8 protein-coding genes are annotated in these 18989 nt (G+C 54.0%); all 8 read right to left on the reverse strand.

The genetic code is table 11. The features are described from left to right. Positions 1-164: 164 nt before the first annotated feature. Entirely contained in the window at positions 165-2486 is a 2322-nt protein-coding gene (locus DXA15_RS06190) for a TonB-dependent receptor (RefSeq protein ID WP_128133438.1), read from the reverse strand. Between the two features lie 209 nt (positions 2487-2695). Beyond that, positions 2696-6895, reverse strand: coding sequence for a T9SS type A sorting domain-containing protein (locus tag DXA15_RS25250; protein WP_233566919.1), 4200 nt, complete (start codon positions 6893-6895; stop codon positions 2696-2698). Positions 6896-6916: 21 nt separating this feature from the next. Further along, positions 6917-11014, reverse strand: a complete 4098-nt coding sequence (locus DXA15_RS06205; RefSeq protein WP_128133439.1) for a hypothetical protein — start codon at positions 11012-11014, stop codon at positions 6917-6919. Between the two features lie 14 nt (positions 11015-11028). Continuing rightward, positions 11029-12189 carry a T9SS type A sorting domain-containing protein gene (locus DXA15_RS06210; RefSeq protein ID WP_128133440.1) on the reverse strand — a complete coding sequence of 387 codons (1161 nt, stop codon included), beginning with the start codon at positions 12187-12189 and terminating at the stop codon, positions 11029-11031. Beyond that, positions 12186-15431, reverse strand: coding sequence for a hypothetical protein (locus DXA15_RS06215; protein ID WP_128133441.1), 3246 nt, complete (start codon positions 15429-15431; stop codon positions 12186-12188). Before DXA15_RS06215 ends, DXA15_RS06210 begins: the two co-directional genes overlap by 4 nt. After that, positions 15380-16453: a hypothetical protein gene (locus DXA15_RS06220; protein ID WP_128133442.1), complete on the reverse strand. Its 1074-nt coding sequence runs from the start codon at positions 16451-16453 to the stop codon at positions 15380-15382. Before DXA15_RS06220 ends, DXA15_RS06215 begins: the two co-directional genes overlap by 52 nt. Positions 16454-16622: 169 nt before the next feature. After that, the gene (locus DXA15_RS06225; RefSeq protein ID WP_128133443.1) at positions 16623-18761 is read right to left on the reverse strand and encodes a hypothetical protein; all 2139 of its coding nucleotides are present in this window, start codon (positions 18759-18761) and stop codon (positions 16623-16625) included. Then, positions 18761-18865, reverse strand: a complete 105-nt coding sequence (locus DXA15_RS26060) for an HU family DNA-binding protein (protein ID WP_147349092.1) — start codon at positions 18863-18865, stop codon at positions 18761-18763. Before DXA15_RS26060 ends, DXA15_RS06225 begins: the two co-directional genes overlap by 1 nt. Positions 18866-18989 lie beyond the last annotated feature (124 nt).

Below are 18989 nucleotides of genomic sequence, written 5' to 3' on the forward strand. Positions count from 1 at the left end.
GGCTTTAGCCACATTTCTCTCAGATAGAAAGCTTTAAGAAATGGGACTAAAGTCCAAAGAGATAGATTCTTTACTAGTCCGTCAGCTAAAGCAGACGGCAAATAGACCTGTAATAGTCAAGTGAGGTTGATGATAGGATAGTTCAATCCTGATCAATACTGAATTTAAAACGTTACAGCCACTTCCGCCCCGATCTGGAATGGTTTGCCTTTTTGTATAAATGAATTATCGAATGATTCGAAATAAAATGCCTGGTAGTCAGTGTCAGTCATATTGCGGCTCCATATATTCAGGTTCACAATTCCCTTACGTACTCCCACTTTGCCATTCAACACACCGTAAAAGTCCTGACTGATATCGTTCTTTTCGGTCCAAAAGATCTTCCCGGCTCCGGCATACTGGACGGAAGCGGTAAACTGGTCGAGCCAACTGTTCCGCAACAGTTTGGTATAGTTCAATCCCAGACTGACGGTGTGACGCGGAGTGTACGGGATGAAGTTATCCTTATAATTTATCTCCGTTTCGTTTTTATCCAACGTCTTATAATCGCGGAAGGTAGCACGGGTGAAACCATAATTCAAATCAGCTGTCAGGCCCTCGGCAATACGGCTGCGAAGGCTTACCTCCACCCCATAACTGTCGGCCTTGCTTCCATTGGTGATCATGCGTCCGCTTCCCCCTTTGGCAAATGTCGTCAACTGGATATCCTGAATATCCATATAAAAAAGCGTCAGTTCGGCATGCAGACGGTCCTTGATCAATTCGCTGCGGATGCCCATTTCATAATTCCAGCTGTGCTCCGGTTTATAGGCAGCCACATCTTCCACCTCTGCCGGCTTCTTTGCTTCGTTGGGCATAAACTTCGACATCAGGTCATACCGGGCATACTCCTGCACCAGGTCTCCAAACATCTGCACATTGTAGCCTCCCGTCTTATACCCTTTGGCAACCGACACATACGTAAACGTACCCGGCGAACATTGATACCTCACTGATACCTTAGGCAGCACCTGCAAAAAGTCCTGCGATGTTTTACCTTCCAATCTTGTCTCGACAGGCAGAACACCCATTGGACGTCCTCCCATAGATACACCTATCTTCATACTATCTACCGAAGAGTCGTAATTCAGCTTTGCCTTTTCATAATCCAGCCGGATACCTGCCGTTACAGACAGCCCGTCCGTAAATAAGTTGTTATAAGTGGACTGGTGGAAGACAGCAAAACCGAATGTCGGCGTTTCAAAATATCCGGGGAAATAAATCTGATTCTTATCATCACCGTATACGGTCAATTGCGGAGCCTTGGGGCTACCAGCCACTAGATCATCAAAGGCTTTCTGCAAGACATCTTTCAGACCATCCTCCTTAAACATCACCGGGCCATCTGTTTTCAGGCTATTATAAAAGCCGTATGCACCGAAGCTCCATTGATAATTCTTCTGGTGATTCGACCGGATCGCCACCTCTTCACTCCAAGCATATTGCTTTTGCTGCTGGTTCAGTGTGAAAATAGACTTCTCCGTATAATCCTGGTCCATCTTCATATCGTCTTTCAGATACTGGTAGGCGGTGGTAGAGGACAGTAGGAATTTATCCGTTTTCCACTCATAATAAATGCTGTTATTCAGCATCCGCCGCCAATAGGTGCTGGGATCATTTATGCGTACAGGTTCCACCTTTCCTGTCTCCCTGTTATATTGTCCGTAAGGGAAAGCACCCTGGTCGACATAATCATAATTGAATGCATATTGCAGTTTCATTGCCGGATTGATCAGCCAATCCAGTTTAAAGCGTCCACCGGCAGACTTCTCCTTATCTGCCTTCGTATCGGAATATTCGTTCATGAAAAAACCGTCATTCCTGTCGTAGTAACCGCTAAGGGAAATACCTACGTGCTCGCTCAGTTTTCGATAATGGGACGCTTTGATCTTAGAGGCACCATAGTTGCCCGTCGACATCGAAAACTTCGTTCCCTGATAATTGAAGGGTGACAATGTATAAATATTCACAATCCCTCCCATCGCATTACGGCCATACAAAGTACCCTGCGGACCACGCAACACTTCCATGCGCTGTATATCATTCAATTCAAAATCAAAGGTACTCTTATCCAGGTACGGCACATTATCGACATAAAGTCCGATCGACTGTCCGCTGCTTCGTGCACCGATACCGCGGATATAAATAGCCGAAGTCATTTTGGAGCCGTAATCCGGCATATACAGGTTGGGAACAAACGAACTGATATCTTTCAACGCATCGATCTGACGTCCTGATATCGCTTGGGGGGAAAGGATGGAAACAGAACCGGGCAATAACCGTAAGTCATTCGTTTCCTTTGTAGAAGATGTTATAATGACCTCATCGATATTATACGTCTTGATGGTGTCATTTTCATTCACATTCACTTTTACTTCATCAGCCATCAACGGTTGTAATCCAAAGACAGTCCCTGCAATCAGAACAAACAAGTAGCGTTGTTTCATCGTATTTTCACTATTAGTAATTACGATTGCAAAGGAACAGGAAAGAAACAAGGCGATCAATCACTAGATGTAGTGATTTTAACAAAGAGGCAATAGGATAATGAGGGGTAACTGTTGGTTCAGAATTTATCAAAATTGAACTATCCTGTCCCCGTGCTTGACACGGGAACGAGATTGTTCAATTTTTTCTTATATTGGCTCCTCTATTTTCATTTACCAATCCATATCTTCTGTCTGACAAGCAGGTTACCGTCTTTTAATTCGGCGATGTAGAGACCGGACGGTAAGGTGCGGATCACTGTGTTGCCGGATAAAGATTCCTGACGGATCAGTTGACCGGAGATTGAATAGACTGTAAGAATAGAAGATGAGGAAGCCGGATATACATGCAGGCTGTTGCCGACAGTGCATATTTTTCCGGGACTATCAGCTACTATTGTTTCCGTAGCCGTAGCAATGCCGAAAGTGGCGACAAGCACAGAGTCTGCCTTCACGTTCCGGAAAATATAACTAGACGGTTTCCCTATCGCCTTCAGGGTGCCTCCCGTTCCAACCTGCACACTTTCCAACGCTCCTTTTGCTTCCGTATGCACAATAAACTGATGGTTACTGCCTTCCGCTACCCGTACACAGGCAGGAGTAACGAATCCGCCTTTCCCGACTGTCCGGGAGGTCAACGTGTAAACTGGGATACCGATATTACTGAATACGGCCTCTATCGTTGCATCTTCCTTTATATTCTTTAAAGAGTAACGGGATACCGCTCCGACACTGTTTCCGTTTAATCGCACATCCACCAACTGCTGTCCGTAGCCCGGAGTGAACTCAAACGAAAGATCGCTGCCGTGACTCACTTTGCCTGTCTCCGGAGAAACAGATCCCAGGCCGGTCGTACGTACCCATATGGTATGGTCCGGATAATCAGGCACCTCGGGGACGTCAGGAGTATCCGGATTATCGGGAGTGTCGGGAGTGTCGGGATTATCAGGATTGTCCGGGTCATCCGGGTTGTCCGGAATATCGGGATCGGGCGGATAAGAAGAACGGATGAAGGAGGCGCTGATTTCCCGGGAGCTATACATGGCATGCACGACTGTCCCGTTTCCGTTGATCGCATCGGCTGTAAAGTCGGCTGTTCCAATACAGAGGCTCTCCAAAGCAAAATAATCGACAGCTACTGCCTGAATGCGTATCTCCGTACCGGCTACGACCAAGGTTCCGCTCGGCAACGGCTTTCCGTCCGCTTCACAGGTGACGGTCAGTGTACCTCCGGAAGGCTGGGTATAAGTGATACGAACCGGTGCGGGAGGGTCGACCAAAGGAACCGTCACCAGGGTTGTTACTGTAAAGAGATTGACTTTGTCGGAGGGGACAAAGCGGACTGTCCGTTCTTTTTCCGCCTCCATGATCATCTCCGGATCGTCCCATTCGAACACACCGGGAATCATCCCCAAACCGGCAACGGCAGCCATACCACCAGTCAATTCCGAATCCGCCAGGGGTGCACCCGCAGGCAAACCACCGGCTACCGGCAACTCCGTGACAACAGGCACCGCCTTGCTTACCGTAAACGTCGAAGTCTTTTCGAAAGCCAGCCATTCCTCATCTTCCTCACGGCTCACCAATACCCGGTAAGTCCCGGCATCCACAGGTATCACCGCCTCATCCTTTTCATTCCGGTATTCCACCTGCCAGCCGTTCAGGGCAGGGACAGACGATACACCTACCAGCTTCGCCCGGCCGTCATACGTCAGGGAGGCGGGAGGTGTCAGTGTTACCGTCACTGCCGAAGGGGTAGCCGGATCGGCTTTCTGCTGAAAGCAAGCCGTGACCGTCTGATCTTTCGTAACTGTCAGGTTGTAGGGATTCAGGTCATACAAGACACCGTCCACCCGGAAACCTTCGAACCGGAAGCCCGAAGCCGGTACAGCCCGTAGCGACAGGCTCATCCCTTCATAGAAAGGTTCCGCAGGCTCGCAAGCCAGATCGCCATTATAGAAAGCGACTGTCCCCTCACCTTCCGTCAGTGCCGTTATCCGGTAAGCTGGTGCCGGAGCAGCGCCGACCTGTATATGCACCTGCGCTGTCGCTTCCCGGTAGTTGTCCGGATCGGCCGGCGTGAAGCGTACGCCCTGATAACCGGATACAGTAACGGCCAGTTTGCCAGCGGTGGCCGACGGATCGGTCCAGGCGAAGGTTCCGGCAACAACCTTTCCTTTGTATTCGGCCTTTCCACCTTCCAGGGTAGCCAGGGTACGAACCAAGCTGCCTAGCTGCTGCTCCTGCGTATAATCAACCGAGGCGATGGTTACAGGTGCCCGTTGTATTTCCAGTCCGCCCGGTATCGTCCGGTCGAAAGCGGCAAAACGGTCGTCGGCCGGGCGTGTCAGTTGCACGTCGTACAGTCCGGCGGCTATGGGTTGCACTTTCTTAGCATTCTGAAAGTAGGTGACCTGAACTTTATCTACAATCCCTCCGGGCATAGTTACCAGGCGAAAAGACTGTACCCGCCCGTCATAGACTACCTGCTGGGGAGTCAGGTCGATGCCGGCAGGAGCGTCCGGGTCCGGGTTCTCCGGATCAGGGTCCGCCCCGATATCGCCCTGGCGGACAAAGGTGGCGGACAGTACCAGGTCTTCCGTCAGTATCACCTGCTGCGACAGGGTGATATCCCGGTTACCCGCCATGATACGTACCAGCTTATATCCTTCGGTAGCCGTTGCCGTGACACGGACGGCAGTACCATACAAATAACTGTTGCCGGAGATAACCGGTTGCCCTCCTGCCGAAGCAGCCAATATTCCGCCGTCAGGCGTTTCGATACGTACCGGGAAACGATTGTCGGCCAGACTAACAGTAAAAGCGACCGCACCTGTTACCTTATAGAAAGCCGTATTCAGGCCGCCGTCCGTGAGGAACTCCACCGGATTGCCGTTAGCCGACAGAGAGACCACCTTCTGCGTATTCGTGTTGACAGCCACCAGGGTCAGCAAGGTATTCTCCTTTACCATCTCTCCGTTGCCGACAACGCTTTCGTCCTTTCTTACGACCAGTGGAGCGGAATAAGTGACCTTATACAATTTCTCCCCGTCCGATCCAATGTCTTCTTCGTCCTTTCCCGCCTCTTTAAAACGGGCACCGATAGTCGTTCCTGTAGTCACTGTTACGATATTGCCGGTCAGGGCCGAGGCCGGCTCAACGGTATAGGCAGCAAAGGTCTTGCCGACAGCCGGCTTATTGGAAAGTGCTAATTGTGTGCCATAAGGTAATTGTATTTCACCGACGATTGCCTCCTGTCCGTTCATGACGGAGAGACTGCCTTCAGTAGAAACAGGAGCGGTAACTGTTACCGGATATATTTTCGGAGCAAAGACAGCGCCGATTGTAACATTGCCTGTAACTGTAACCTTGTCAGAGTTCAGGAGATTGCCAGGGGCTACTTCATAGCCGCTAAAGTCGTAGCCGGTTTCCGGTCGGTTCTCCAAGGTCAGCACTGTGCCATATTCAATTCGATGGGTTCCGGAAAGCAGGACCGTCTGCCCATTCTTCACTGTCAGAGCACCTCCTTTTACCACTGGAATTTTGATCGTTACCGTATAGACCGCTTTACTGAAAACTGCACCAAAAGCAACATTTCCCTTCACTGCAAAGACCGTCCCGACAAGCATCTTGCCATTCTCCGTCAGTTCTTCCAGGGCAAACCCTTCCGCCGGTTGGGGTAGCAAGGTCAGCAAGGTTCCATATGGCACTTTATCACCGTCTGCAACTGTTTTGCCTTCGCCATCTGTGATCTTCAGGCTGCCGTTCTGCATTTCCTCCAGGCTTACGGTATAGGCAAGGGACTTGAAGGAGACTACGATACGGCTGTCTTTCGCTACGTCCGTACAGGTATAGGAAGACATGGCACCAGCTGAAACGCCGTCCACTTTGACATCTTCGATCTCATAGCCTGCATCGGGATGGATCGTAAACGTCTGGCTGCCCCCTTTCGCCACCAGGGCCGAAGTCGGTGTAATGCTTCCCCCGTTGCCAGCTTCGGCTGTCAGGGTAAAGCGGGTGGAAGCGAACGAAGCGGTCAGCGTATGGTTCTCCGCGATCGCTGTAAATGTATAAGTATAAGAAGCCAGGTCTTTGCCGATTACCAGCGGAACACCATCCACCGACACAGAAGCCAGTACATGCCCCTCTTTTGCACGGATGGTAAAAACGGGACTTGTACCGCCTACCACCGTCACCACCCAGTCACCTGCCGGCGTGATCGTCCCGCCAGGTGACTGGGTGACTGTTATGGTCTTGTCGCCTGTCGAAGGACTGTCCGGCCCGCCGGGGCCTACGATCTCCTGTGCTCCCGCTGCGGCCGACAGCAACAGCAGGCTGAGGAATAAAAGTTGTCGGATATATTGTTTCATCACGCTATCTCTCTTAATCTGTTAGTATTCATTGACGTATATTTTATGCCGGTTCACGATATAGAGGCCGACAGGCAAGGTTAGAATGCTTTCCCCCGCCGGGATACGGACGCACAACTGCAATCGTCCGCCGAGCGTATAAACCGCCAGGTCGGTCGCTTCAGTAGCCGATACCCGTATGCATCCCCTGCCTCCCCACACCCGGAGATCATTGCCGGACAGGGAGACAACCGTTTCCGTAGCCGTAGGCAATCCCGCCATGCGAAGCGTAGGATTGACGGCCAGCGTCCGGTCGTCGGTCAGGAGGTAGCTGCTGAAAGGCGGCACTGAAACCGGAGCATCGGCAGAAGCATCCTGCCGGATATATTCCGTCCCTTCGGTATTCAGCAGATAGAAAGGCCGGGTAAGCGGCAAGTCATGCAACGTGCCGGTAGCAAACTGTTTAAACCCTTTCTCTTCGGGAGCTACCGCCGTCACCTCCTTGCGGTTGAGGAACTGGTTTGCAGCCGAAACGAACGAGACGGCCCGGTCAGCACCGCCGCCAGCCGTCGTCAGTCCGTCCGGCACAGCGATAATGTATCCGGCATTCGCTTTCAAGACTTCTTCCGCTACATAACTGAACGAACCGTCGTCCGCCAATGCCTGCAACCAGAAATGACCGCCCGTTCCCGACTCCAGGTAAGGAGAAAGTTCCGTCAGGCTGCCGTCGATCACGGCTGTGATGCGGCGCGGCGCGTAAGGCAGGGAGAAAGCCTCCCAATGATTGGCAACGGCAAAGGAGCGGGTATGGATGATGCCGCCCGTTGCCAGCACCGGTTCGTTGCAGAGGATCTCCGCACCGTTGCCCATCGTGACACGGTGGAGGGTTTTCATCTGTCCGGAGGTAGCGATCGTCAGTTTCACACCCGGCCCGACTACGACGTTGCAATCCTTGTTTGCTGCATCCGCCCAGGTTACATCGGTATCCACTTCCACCCGGCGGAAAGCCTGCTGGCGGGCATTATGAGCGGGTAGCGAAGGGAACAAGGTCGTTTCGTAGACAGTACCGTCTTTTGCCGTGAACGACAGGTCTTCTTCCTCCCGTTCGCCCGGCAGCCAGAGGCAGGCGGAACCGTCGAGCAGCAATGCCTGGCCGGTCATGCCCGAAGCGGCATAGGTATAAGTGACCGGAGCCACGCCGGCATCGATAGGCAACCCGTCCACCGTCAGGCGGTACACTTCTTCACCGCGGCGAATCACCGTGCCGCCCAGCTTCACCTTCGGATCGACATAGACCGCCCCGTTCAGCGAAAGCGTACCGTATAGATATCCTTTGTCGGAGGCAATGCTTTCGTCGGTCACCCGCAAGGTTGCCCCTCCGGCGACATCGAAAGCGGCATCCGAAGCGAGCGACAACACATGGCCGTTCAGGTCGATCACCACGGACCCGGTTATATTCTGCATTCCCCGCAACGCCTGGTCGGCGATCAGCCGGATCGTACCGCTGCCGGCAGCCTCCACCTGTTCGAGGGCGGCGGCAAAAGAGGGATAATACTGCGCCCCCACCTGTACCAGGCTTGTCCCCGCCTCCATATCGAAACGATTGTTATGATTGGCCTGTATCATGACGCCGGTCAATGTCTTCGAGATTGCCATGGTACCGGATAACCGGACAACCAGGTCGTGCACTCCCGTCTCGGTCTGTAACCAACCGAAGGCCACCGCCTGCCCGCCGGTATTCTGTTTGCCGGGGAAAAAGAGCGTACCGTTTTGTGCGCCATACTCCCAGCTACCCGCATCCGAAACCGCCGGGAGGAAGAAACAGGTGCGGTAAACGGTATGGCCGCCTGCCGTCACGATCCCTGTAAGCGACACTGAAGAAGATACGCAGACCTGCTCCGTCACAGCGAAATTACCGGAGAGGATACCCCGTCCGTCCGAACTCTCCACCAACAGGCGTCCGTTGCCGGAAGTTGTAAAGGCTGCCGCTGCTTGCATCGAGAGGGTGAACTCCTGCAAATCCACTGTCAGGTTTACTTGGTCGGGAACCGTAACCTGAACGCTAAGCGCCGTACTCTGTTTCAACAGGATGGTATTCCCGTTTGCTGCATCGGCAAAGGCATCGGCCAGCGAGGTATATTCCTTCGCTCCGATCGCAGCCACTACCGCCGGTTTGCGGGCCGTGACCGTATTGGAATGAGAGGCGGAAACCTGCACGGTGGCGGTATAGCTTATACCGTTTATTTCCAATGTCAGCGTTTCGGGAGCCATCCCTACCGGCAGCCAGAGACAGGCCAGTTTGTCTTTTACGTAACAGGTCTGCCCCGCAAGGCTTCCCAGCCGCCAACCGGCAAAGCCGTCCGGCAGGGCGCCGGGTTCATCTATCTGCACCAGTACACGGTAGAGTTGCGTATCGGTGGCATCTTCCCCTTTCAGCACCACACCGATATTGCCGCCGATGATATCCTTTCCGATATAGACATCCCCCTTGATACGGAAGGTACCCGTAATACGTCCCGTCCCACGGTCGGCATCGCAGATACGGAGGCAGGCGCCCGGAGCGGAAGCGTCGAGCGTGCAGTTGGTGGCGGTCAGGGTATGGCCGTCCAGATGAAGCTCCGTCAGTACGTTTGCCTCGATCGGATGGCCGTGCGGGGTGACGCCACTGAAATAAACGTCACGTTGTAACCAGAGCTGGCTACCGTCGCTCTGTCCCGCAGCATTCAGGGCATCATGGAAACTGCCGTAAGCCGTACCGTCATCCGTACCCGGTGTTTCTCCGGCGGCATAGAGCACAGCCTCGGTATCCCCGTGGCGCAGGTCGGCGGTATTGTCATGGTTTGCCTGTACGGAGATGCCCTCTTTTGTCAACGTCTTATCGCCGATTGTCAGGGAGAAAGAGGTTGCCGCACGAGCCTGTAGCCAAAGATAAGCAACCGGATGGCCGTCTTCCGTAACGGGAGCGGCGACCGTACCGTTATTCACATTCCCGTAGGAGAAAGAAAGCGTCTCGCCCGCACTGTCATCCGGCAGGAGCAGCCGGACGCGATAGACCTGCCTGCCATTTAACATAACCGCAGCCGATAGTGTAACCGTCCGGTCCGCAATAAAACCGGGTACCAGGGAGAAGCTCCCGCCTATCTGCCCGTTCTTTATATGTAGAGCACCGTTACCCGCCGCACCTGCCGGAAGTGTGAAACCGGCATTGCCGGAGGTCGTCAGGCTAAAGTTATGCAGGTCGAGCACGATAGGGGAAGCTATTTCCACCTGTTCATTCAGCGTCGTGTTTGCCAGCAGGCCGATCGTCCTTGCTTCCGTTGTCGATTCGTCTTTCACGGCGGTAAAGGCTTCCGCCAGCGTGGTATACGACTGGCTGCTTCCTCCGCTGCCGGCTACTTCTGCCACATGGATACCGGCCGTTCCCTCTTTCTTCTCCACGGGCACGGCATTTTCGGCATGCTGCGTGACGATAAGCGGGGCGGTGGTGTAGAGTTGCGGCTGTCCGCCCGTGGGCGTATAACTGAAAGTGACAGCCAGCGCCGCTACACTCTGAGGAAGCCAGCAACAGAGTCGGTTACCGCTGCGGGCATACCGGGTGACGGTGGTCTGTCCATAGGCGACACCCGAAATCGCCCCTGCCGATTCGCCGCCCGGCAGGGTGACCAGGATACGGTAGAGGTTGCGGGGATCGGTCGTGCCCGGGAGCGTCTCGGTGACTCCCAACCCCGGAATCTTCACATCGGCTCCGGCAAACAACTGTCCGCTGCCGGAGAGGGAGAAGGAACCCGAGACCGTGCCATTTTCCAGCGTCAGCGACTTGCCATCCGCCAGGGTGAAACCGGTACCGGAGGCGCAGACCAGGGGCAGCGCGTTCAGGTCGAGGGTCGTGCGGTAAGAGACGGCAAGCGATGCTTTCCCGTCGAGGGTGACGCCGATCAGCAACCGGATCGTCGCGCCGTCGGCCGATACGTTTTGGAAGGCTTCCGGCAGGGTGTTGTAGGATGTGCCGCCGTTCAACTGCGCCACGTCCCATTTCAGGTCAGGGCTGTCGCCCGGGTCGACCCACTGCGCCCGGCAAGGATGCAGCGTGGCTGCAAGCAGGACGGGTATTGCTAGTAATCTGGTTATTTTCTTATACATTATATATATGTGTATTATTGGTTGATGATGATCTTCTGACGATTGATAATATACAGCCCGCGCGGCAAGACGATCTCCGTATAGCCTGTCGGGATGCGCAAGGCACGCAGCAGACGTCCGTCGAGCGTATAGATACGGATCTGTTCCTCGCGCAGCGACTCGATCACCACACGGCCGGGAAGGGTATGGATACGTAGCTGCTCCAGCGTGGCCGGAACCACGGCATCCGTTATCACTCCGATGCGCAGCTGCGGCTTGATGGTCGTTGTGTTCGCATCCGCCAGCAGATAACCGCGGAACGGCAATATCACAGCCGTCGTCTTCCGCTCATAGGCATCGCCGGCATCATTCAGCACGTAGCAATATTCGTTCACGGTCAGTTCGTCGAGCGTGCCGTTGGCATAGGAAGCAAAACCGCTTGCCGGCTTCACCGCCGTCACCTTGTCGCGGCGCAGCAGCTGATTCGGACCGGAGACAAACATGATCGCCTTGTCCTGCAACTGCGACGGTACCGCCATCAGGTAAGAAACGTTTGCCGTCATCTCCGTCGTGCTGACGTTTTGCAACGTACCGCCTGCATTCATCGTCTTGAGCCAGAAGTTACCCGCCGTACCCGTTCCGGTGGCAGGAAGCAGCGGAGTGATTCGCTTGCCGCCGGGAGCGTCGGCATCCGCCTCTTCGGTCATGATCCGGTCGGCAGTGAACGGCAAGGCAACAGACTCCCACCGGTCGATGCCGGTAAACGTGCGGATATAGCGGATACCTTCCTCTGCGACCACCAGACCGCTATTGGCCGTAGTCACTTTTGCTCCATCATGAAGGGTCAGGCGGTGCAGAGAGAAGGTTCCGGTTACCCCCTTTAAGTCCAGCACGGCACCGGATGCCAGCACCAGATTCGTTTGTTGATAGCTCTCGTTCCAGGACTGCGTGCCCGAAGCGATTTCGATCCGTTTGTAAGCCGTCAGCGTTGTATGATGATTTCCCAATGTGCCAGGCACGGTCGTTTCCCAGGTCTCGCCCGGAACGACAACGGTCGGCAGCGTCAGGTCGTAATCGGCACCGGTAGCCTCCAGCCAGTAACAACCCGGCAGGCCGGCGTCTGACGGTCCCCGTTTGATCAGGGTACGGTAGACTTCCTTATTCTCCTTGTTCAGCACAATGCCGGCAATCTTCACGTCGCTACCTGCGCTAACCGTACCCTCCCCTTGCAGGCGCAAGTTCCGAGCAGCATGCCGCCAACGATCTTAAGCGTCTTGCCGGCGTCTACATTGAAACCGCTGTTGCCCGAGGTAAAGCTCAGGCCGCCCAGGTTGAGTGTCAGGTTCTTCTTTATATCCTGCACGGAAGAGAGGGAGAGGTTCTTTTTCAATGTCACCGTTCCGCCTTCTGCCACAGAGGCAAGCGCCGAGGCCAGCGAGGCAAAGGTTTTCGTGTCGACTTCGGCTACCGGATCGTTGCCAGCGGTCACATCCAGTTCGTTGCCGTGGGTAGAGGCGACCACCACATTGTTGAGGGCATATTCCACATCGCCGGCAGTCACCGTCAACGTACGTGCCACATTAGAAGAAGGCAGCCAGAGGCAGGCTACCGGATGGCCGTCCGCCTGGCGGATATTATCGGAAGAGACGGCTGTGCCGTCGCCTAGCTTAAAGGTAAACGCCGTCGTCCCGTCGGGGAGCGTCAGGAAGGTGCGCCAGACCGTCTTGCCGTCGAGGCTGACCTGCGCATTGTTCATGATCACCGACCCTTCGGCATAGACGTTTTGGGTGAGGGCTACCGTTCCGCCCAGCACACCGTTCATCATGACCAGCCTGCCGTTGTTGGCATCGAACGAGGCATTGACGGCGGTAATCACGTTGCCTGCCAGGTCGAGTGTTGCCGATCCCGTCAGAGCATCCGGCAAGCGGTGTGCGCCAGTCAGTTCCGCCTGCGATTTGCGCAGGTTCACCATGGCTCCGTCCGCCAACTCGTCGAAGGCATCGGCCAACGTGTCGTATGTCTTGTCGCCAATGGCGGCAACGGCTGTCACGGGGGTAACGGTTACGGGGTTCACATGGGTAGCCATGACGAGCACCGAAGTCGCCATATAGGTCATGCCCGACGCCTCCACGAAGAAGTTGGAAGGCGAACTCTTTTGTACCTCCATCCAGAGACAAAGCGAACCGTCGGACGAGGTAGTGGCTTCGCCCTCCTGCCCGTTATATTCGTAGGTCGCTTTCACGGCGGCAGGCAAGCCTTCGACGCTGACACGTTGCAATTGTTTATCGTTCAGACTGACAGTCCCCGTCAGCGACACCGTGCGGTCTGCCTGGAGATTTCCGTTGCTGTTCACATCCGTCCGCCCGGCTTTATCAATGGTAAAGTTGGAGCCGATGGTCCCCTTGCCGGTTATTTGCAGGTTTGCAGCTTCCGGCACGCTGATAACCGCTTTCAGGCTACCCACATCCTGCGAAGTAACCGTGTAGCTGCCCGTTTCGAGCACGACAGAGCCGTTCACCTCCACATTCTGTTTGAGGGCGGCATTCTTCAACAGGACGATCGTCTTGCCCGATGCGTCGGCAAAGGCAGCCGCCAGGTCGCGGTATTTCTTTCCGTTGCGTATCTGAGCCACGTCGCTGACTCCGTAAGTCTCGATATTAAAGTGATCGGCGTTGACCGTCACATTGTCGGTCGGGTAATCGGTACCTCCCACCGTCATTGTCAGGCGTCGCGCCACTTGCTCTTCCAGCCAGAGGCAGCCTACGTTTTCGCGCACCACGAAGGAGCCTGCCTGCTGAGCACCTGTCGGGTTGCCGTCGCTGCCTATTTCGGCAAAGGTGAAGCTATGCGTGCCCGAAGGGATATTCGCCGGCAGGTTAGTCACCAGCAAACGGTAACGCGGATTGCCGCCTTCGCTGACCGTGCCGATCGCATCGCCCGGTATATCCTGGCCGATATATAATGTGCCGCCTGCCTGTGCCGACAACGGACTTCCGATCTTTCCGCTTCCGCTCTTGCTCTTTATCACCAGCGAGGCACCCGATGCCACCGTCAGCGGATGGCTGCCGGTCAGTTCGTATTTGCCCAGTTCGAAGACGATGCTTTTGCCGGAAAGCGAATAATCCGCCTCCAGCGAAGTTGTCTTCATCAGTTCGACGGTCTGCCCCATCGTTGCGGCATCGAAGGCGGCTTTCAGGGTGGCATGCTCCTGCGTGCCGATACGGGCGACGTTGTTGTTGCCGCCTATTGTCATGTCGTTGTCGTGCTTGCCTGCCGAAACCTGGTAGCCGCTCACCTGCTCGGTCTTGTCGCCGACGCCGAACGAATAGACCTTCGTATCGTCGGTGCTCGCTGGCAGCCAGAGGCATACCTCGCGGTCGATCACGGGATATTCCACCGCGTCGAACGTCACCTTGTCAATGGTAGACGACTGGTAATTCATATTCACCAGCGTACGCCAGTAGAACACATCGGCCACGCCGCCTTTTGTCACATTCCCTTCCAGGCGAACCGCGCCGGGCACAAACAGGCGTGCGCTGCCTGCCAGATCGATATCGACAGCCATATTGCCTTTGATGCCGGTCGTGACATCGGCCACTGCCAGATGCGCTCCGTTAGTAACTTGTAGCTTAGCACCCGAGGCCGATGTCAGGTTCTTGCCGTTCAGGTTCAGGGTGAACCAACCCTCCGCTTTCAGCGTACCCGATACGGTTACGCCGGTCAGCAGCTGCACATTCACCAGTTTCAGCTTGTCGGTCATCGTGGTTTCCGCCGGAAGCGATGCCGATACCGACGTCCAGGCCGTAGCGGCTGCCCGGAAGGCTTCCTGTAGTGTGTTGAAAGCCTGGTTCATCGCACCGTTGCGGTAGACGACACGTGCCACCACACCGACCGGAGTGGCGGGAATAGCTTCGGTACGCTGCGTCACGGTGGTGATATTGCCCGCCGTATATTCGGTACTCGATCCGCCCGTGCCGCTGACGGTAAAGCGCAACTCCTCGCTGCGTCCGTAGTCGGGCAGCCAGAGACAGGCTTGTGCGTCGTGGAGGTAGAACGGTACATTCTGCTGCTCGCCGTAGCTGTAGGCATAGCTGTTGCCGGCGGCGGCAGGCAGGTCTTTCACCAGGGTGCGGAACACCGCCTTGCCGCCCAGTTCGACCACGGCATCAGTCAGGGGCACTACGCCGGTGATAAACACGTCGCCTTTAATGCGGAAGGTGTTCTTGATATTTCCCTTGCCGGTGATATTCAGGTAAGCGCCGTTGGCGGAAGCGTCGAAAGAGACGTCCGAACCGTTCTGGGCAGCGATCTCGAAGCTACCCAGATCGAGCGTCACGCTGGTATAGGCGGGAACGGCCTGTTCGGTGCGCAGGTTGGCAATACGGGTCAGCAATTGCAGCGAATAGGTGTTGACGGCTCCCTCCGTACCTGCCTCCATTGCGTCGAGGCATCCCGAAGGTTACCGAACGACTGCCGTTTGACGTCGGCATCGGTCATGCGGAGTACGATCGGCGCGACATTATCGTCGTTCTGTTCCACCTGTACCACTTCGATCTCCGTCTTCTCGAAACTAACGGGATGAGTCAGCACGACCTTGGTCTTTTCGGCACTGAGTTCCTGCTCGGGCTGCCAGCAGTAGATTTTGCCTGCCGCATCGGGCATCGCCATAAACGGGCTGGGGTTGCAGTCTTTATAGGTACAAGTATAAGGCTGGTCGGGCGTCAGGCCGGTAGTGACGGAGACTTTATATACTTCATTATTACTTTTATTCACCGGACGCGCCCCGTCTTTATAGAGAGCGTCGACACTGCCTGCCAGAATCTTTTGCGTGCCGCCTTCGATGGCATCCGCCGCCTTGCCGTTACCGTGGCGCGCCACCAGCGTAGCGCCCGAAACTGCCATCGTAGCGGAGGCTTCGACCTGTATCGCCGGACTGGCATTCGCTCCGATAGCACCGCCGTCGGCATACAACCGCCCGTTACCGTCGGTACAGTTTTGCCAGATCAGGCTCCCTCCGCTTTTTACCTGTACGGCGGGCGAAGTAGTCGAACCGCTATAGCTGCCTTTCAGCCGGTTATCACCCACCAGTTCGATGTCCGCCGGGGCATTTACTTCGAGTGCCGGTTTATCGGATGCGGTTTGCACACGGATGCCGCGCAGGCTCAGGTAGGTTGTTTCGCTGCCCGAAGCAATCAGCAGTCGGTGGTCTTTGCCGCTGTCACGGTCGACGCTCCCGTAGATGCCGATGCGCTTGGAGGCGCTGGTGCCGGAGAAAGAAGAGACGTAGCTTTTCGATCCGTAGGTCACGTTGGCACTCCCCGATGCGGTAGGCGTAACCGTGATTGTCCCGCCGCTGATATTCAGCAAAGGCGAAGCGGCTACCGTATTGGAATGGTTGGCCGCCACCGAGAGCGATACCTCGGCAAACTGTTCGGTAGTAGTGGGCAGTACGTCTGACAAGACGACCGATTGCTGCCCGGCAGGCAGCCAGAGGCAGGCTTCCGCTTTACTGTTCTTGGTTCCGGCAGAAAGATAGTCTGCCCGCTCGCCGGTTGATAAGTGAGCTTTCCGCTATTTTGAACAGGCAGGTTCGTAACGAATGTGCGATAAACCTGCATGCCGTTCATCTTTATCGTTTCCAGATACCGGCATCGAGTTCGGTATAGACCAACCCTGCTAACGTTGTGTTTCCTTGTAGTTTGCCACTTCCTGCCACGGTCAGCCAATGGTTGCCTGCATCCAATGTTTTATCGCCGCTGAGCGAATAACTTTGCAGATCGAGCGTCATGTTTTTGGAGCCTTCCGGCAGACGGATCATTTCGCTGGAGGCTGTGTAGTTGTCGATCAGCTTGACCGTCTCCCCGTCAACAGCCTGGGCAAAAGCGTCGGCAAGATTTTTATAATAACCCGGATTACCTGTAGATGTGTTTTCTATCAGGGCCTTATAAGAGGTGAGCGACAAGGTCAGGTTATGTGCCGGAGTGGCAAGGTTATCAGCATAATAGTATTTTTTCGTTCCGCCACCCGGAGTTGCATTCATTGAAAACACACCGGCCTCTTTTTCTTTACCCAGCCAAAAATAATAGGGATAATTATCACCGAAAACGCGTTGGTCTTTTACCAAATCCCGATCTCCCTGTTTGAAACCGGCGGCTGTTCCGAAACTACCATTATTCAAATTACACCAATAGACAGGGATAGCACTCGCATCCCCTGCTTCCTTCAATGTTATATCTGGCAAGTTCAATGTTCCGCCGCCGCTTGTTTCTGTCTTTTTCAGATAGCCGCCCTGCATCTCAATAAGCGGATGAAAAGTAGATGTAGTATATCCTTTCGAATTTGATAAGGTAAACAATCCGCTGTTAATCTTTACACTTGCATCTCCCCCGTTGGAAAGGGTATAACCGTTCATATCGAAAGCGACAGATTTCGTCGATACGGCATTTTCGCTTGCAGGAAGCATGTAATCGTACGTCATTTTCAGATTATCGTGCTCCTTCGAAGCATCGAGCGCTCCTTTCAAAGAGGAGTAACAGAGCCTGCCTCCACCTGTCACATTCTCGACAACCGTCGGGGCGAGATTGTTATTATTGGCTTTTACCTCACCCAGATAAACAGATTTACCGTCAATCGTTATATCGCACGCTTCACTGCTTTCTTCCAACCAGAAATAAAAATAACCGTTAATAGGACGGGCATAGAAGGTTTTCTTCCGAAAGTTGGGATTCTGCTTTTTAATAAGATAAGAACACACATAATCCTTATTATTCGATAGTCCGGAGGCCCGGACTTTTACCTGATACATATTGAGTGCCACATTATCGACATTAACAGTTGCCGGAGGTTTTGGCAAATAGACGGAGCCTCCGGAGATACTTGATGTAGTATAAGATGGATCCACAGAGGGATCTTTTGTATCCGATTTAATCTTTATGGTTCCGCTATAGCAAGTAAATTTAGACAGCGCATAATTATTTACCGAATGGATATCTGCCTGTAATATTCCTCGTGCCAAATCTGTATCTCCCAATACTATATTATGTATGTTACCAATGGAATTCAAGCCCTTTCCAATCCCCTGGCCATCGGTTGAATATGCTTTTATATCGCCCCCATAAATATATATTTCCCCGTTATATTCTCCTCCTTTGCCGTTTCCAATACCGGCTCCGGTTTTAGAGGTAGCAGTAACTGACTTCGCATTAATATAAACAGCAGGACTAGAAGCATTTTCACCTCCGCCGATACCGGCACCACTATTCGTATTACATACAATTTCTGCCGTAACGAGAGTCATATCAGCTCTTTTTGACAAATAGACATCCGGAGATAAGGAGCTCCCGACTCCATTACCGATACCGGCTCCACCTCCGGAAACAGTAGCTGTTACCCGGCCTCCTGTTATCTCGAGGGTTTTGTCATCATCTATACTTGATTTTGTATAACTGGCCGCTCCGATACCAGCCCCATCCACCGATTGAACATTGACAGTGCCTCCTGTTTGACGATAAATACCGACCTGACCACCATACATTTGCTTGGAAGTCGAAACGCCACTGGCTCCTCCGCCGATTGCGGCACCTCCCTCCTCTGCAGTCGCATTGACTGTTCCGCCGGAAATGGTGATTTTACCACCTCCACCGCCTCTAGAATTTTTGCTGTATCCACCGCCTATCCCTGCTGCACCGTTCTTTCCTACAGCATTCACAATACCACCTTGTATTATGACGGTTCCACCGTCTGCTGCATTCTGCCTAGCATCCCCCACTATAAAACCTTTGAAAGAATCAGGCAGTCGAGCGTCATGCGCACCTGCCGCTCATGGAGTCCTGTTTCGCCGGCCAGTTGCCGGATGAGTTCTTGTTTGTTCATTTTGATGATTATATTATTGTTATTGATTCTGTATTTATCATATTTGAATGTAGCGTCGTTGGTAAGGGCGGGACAAGCTAAATATCAACCCTTTTCGTCTTGTCGCACCCCTACAGGGTGCCTC

Origin of the sequence: Parabacteroides sp. AM58-2XD, assembly GCF_003463685.1 — a bacterium.
Taxonomy (GTDB): domain Bacteria; phylum Bacteroidota; class Bacteroidia; order Bacteroidales; family Tannerellaceae; genus Parabacteroides; species Parabacteroides segnis.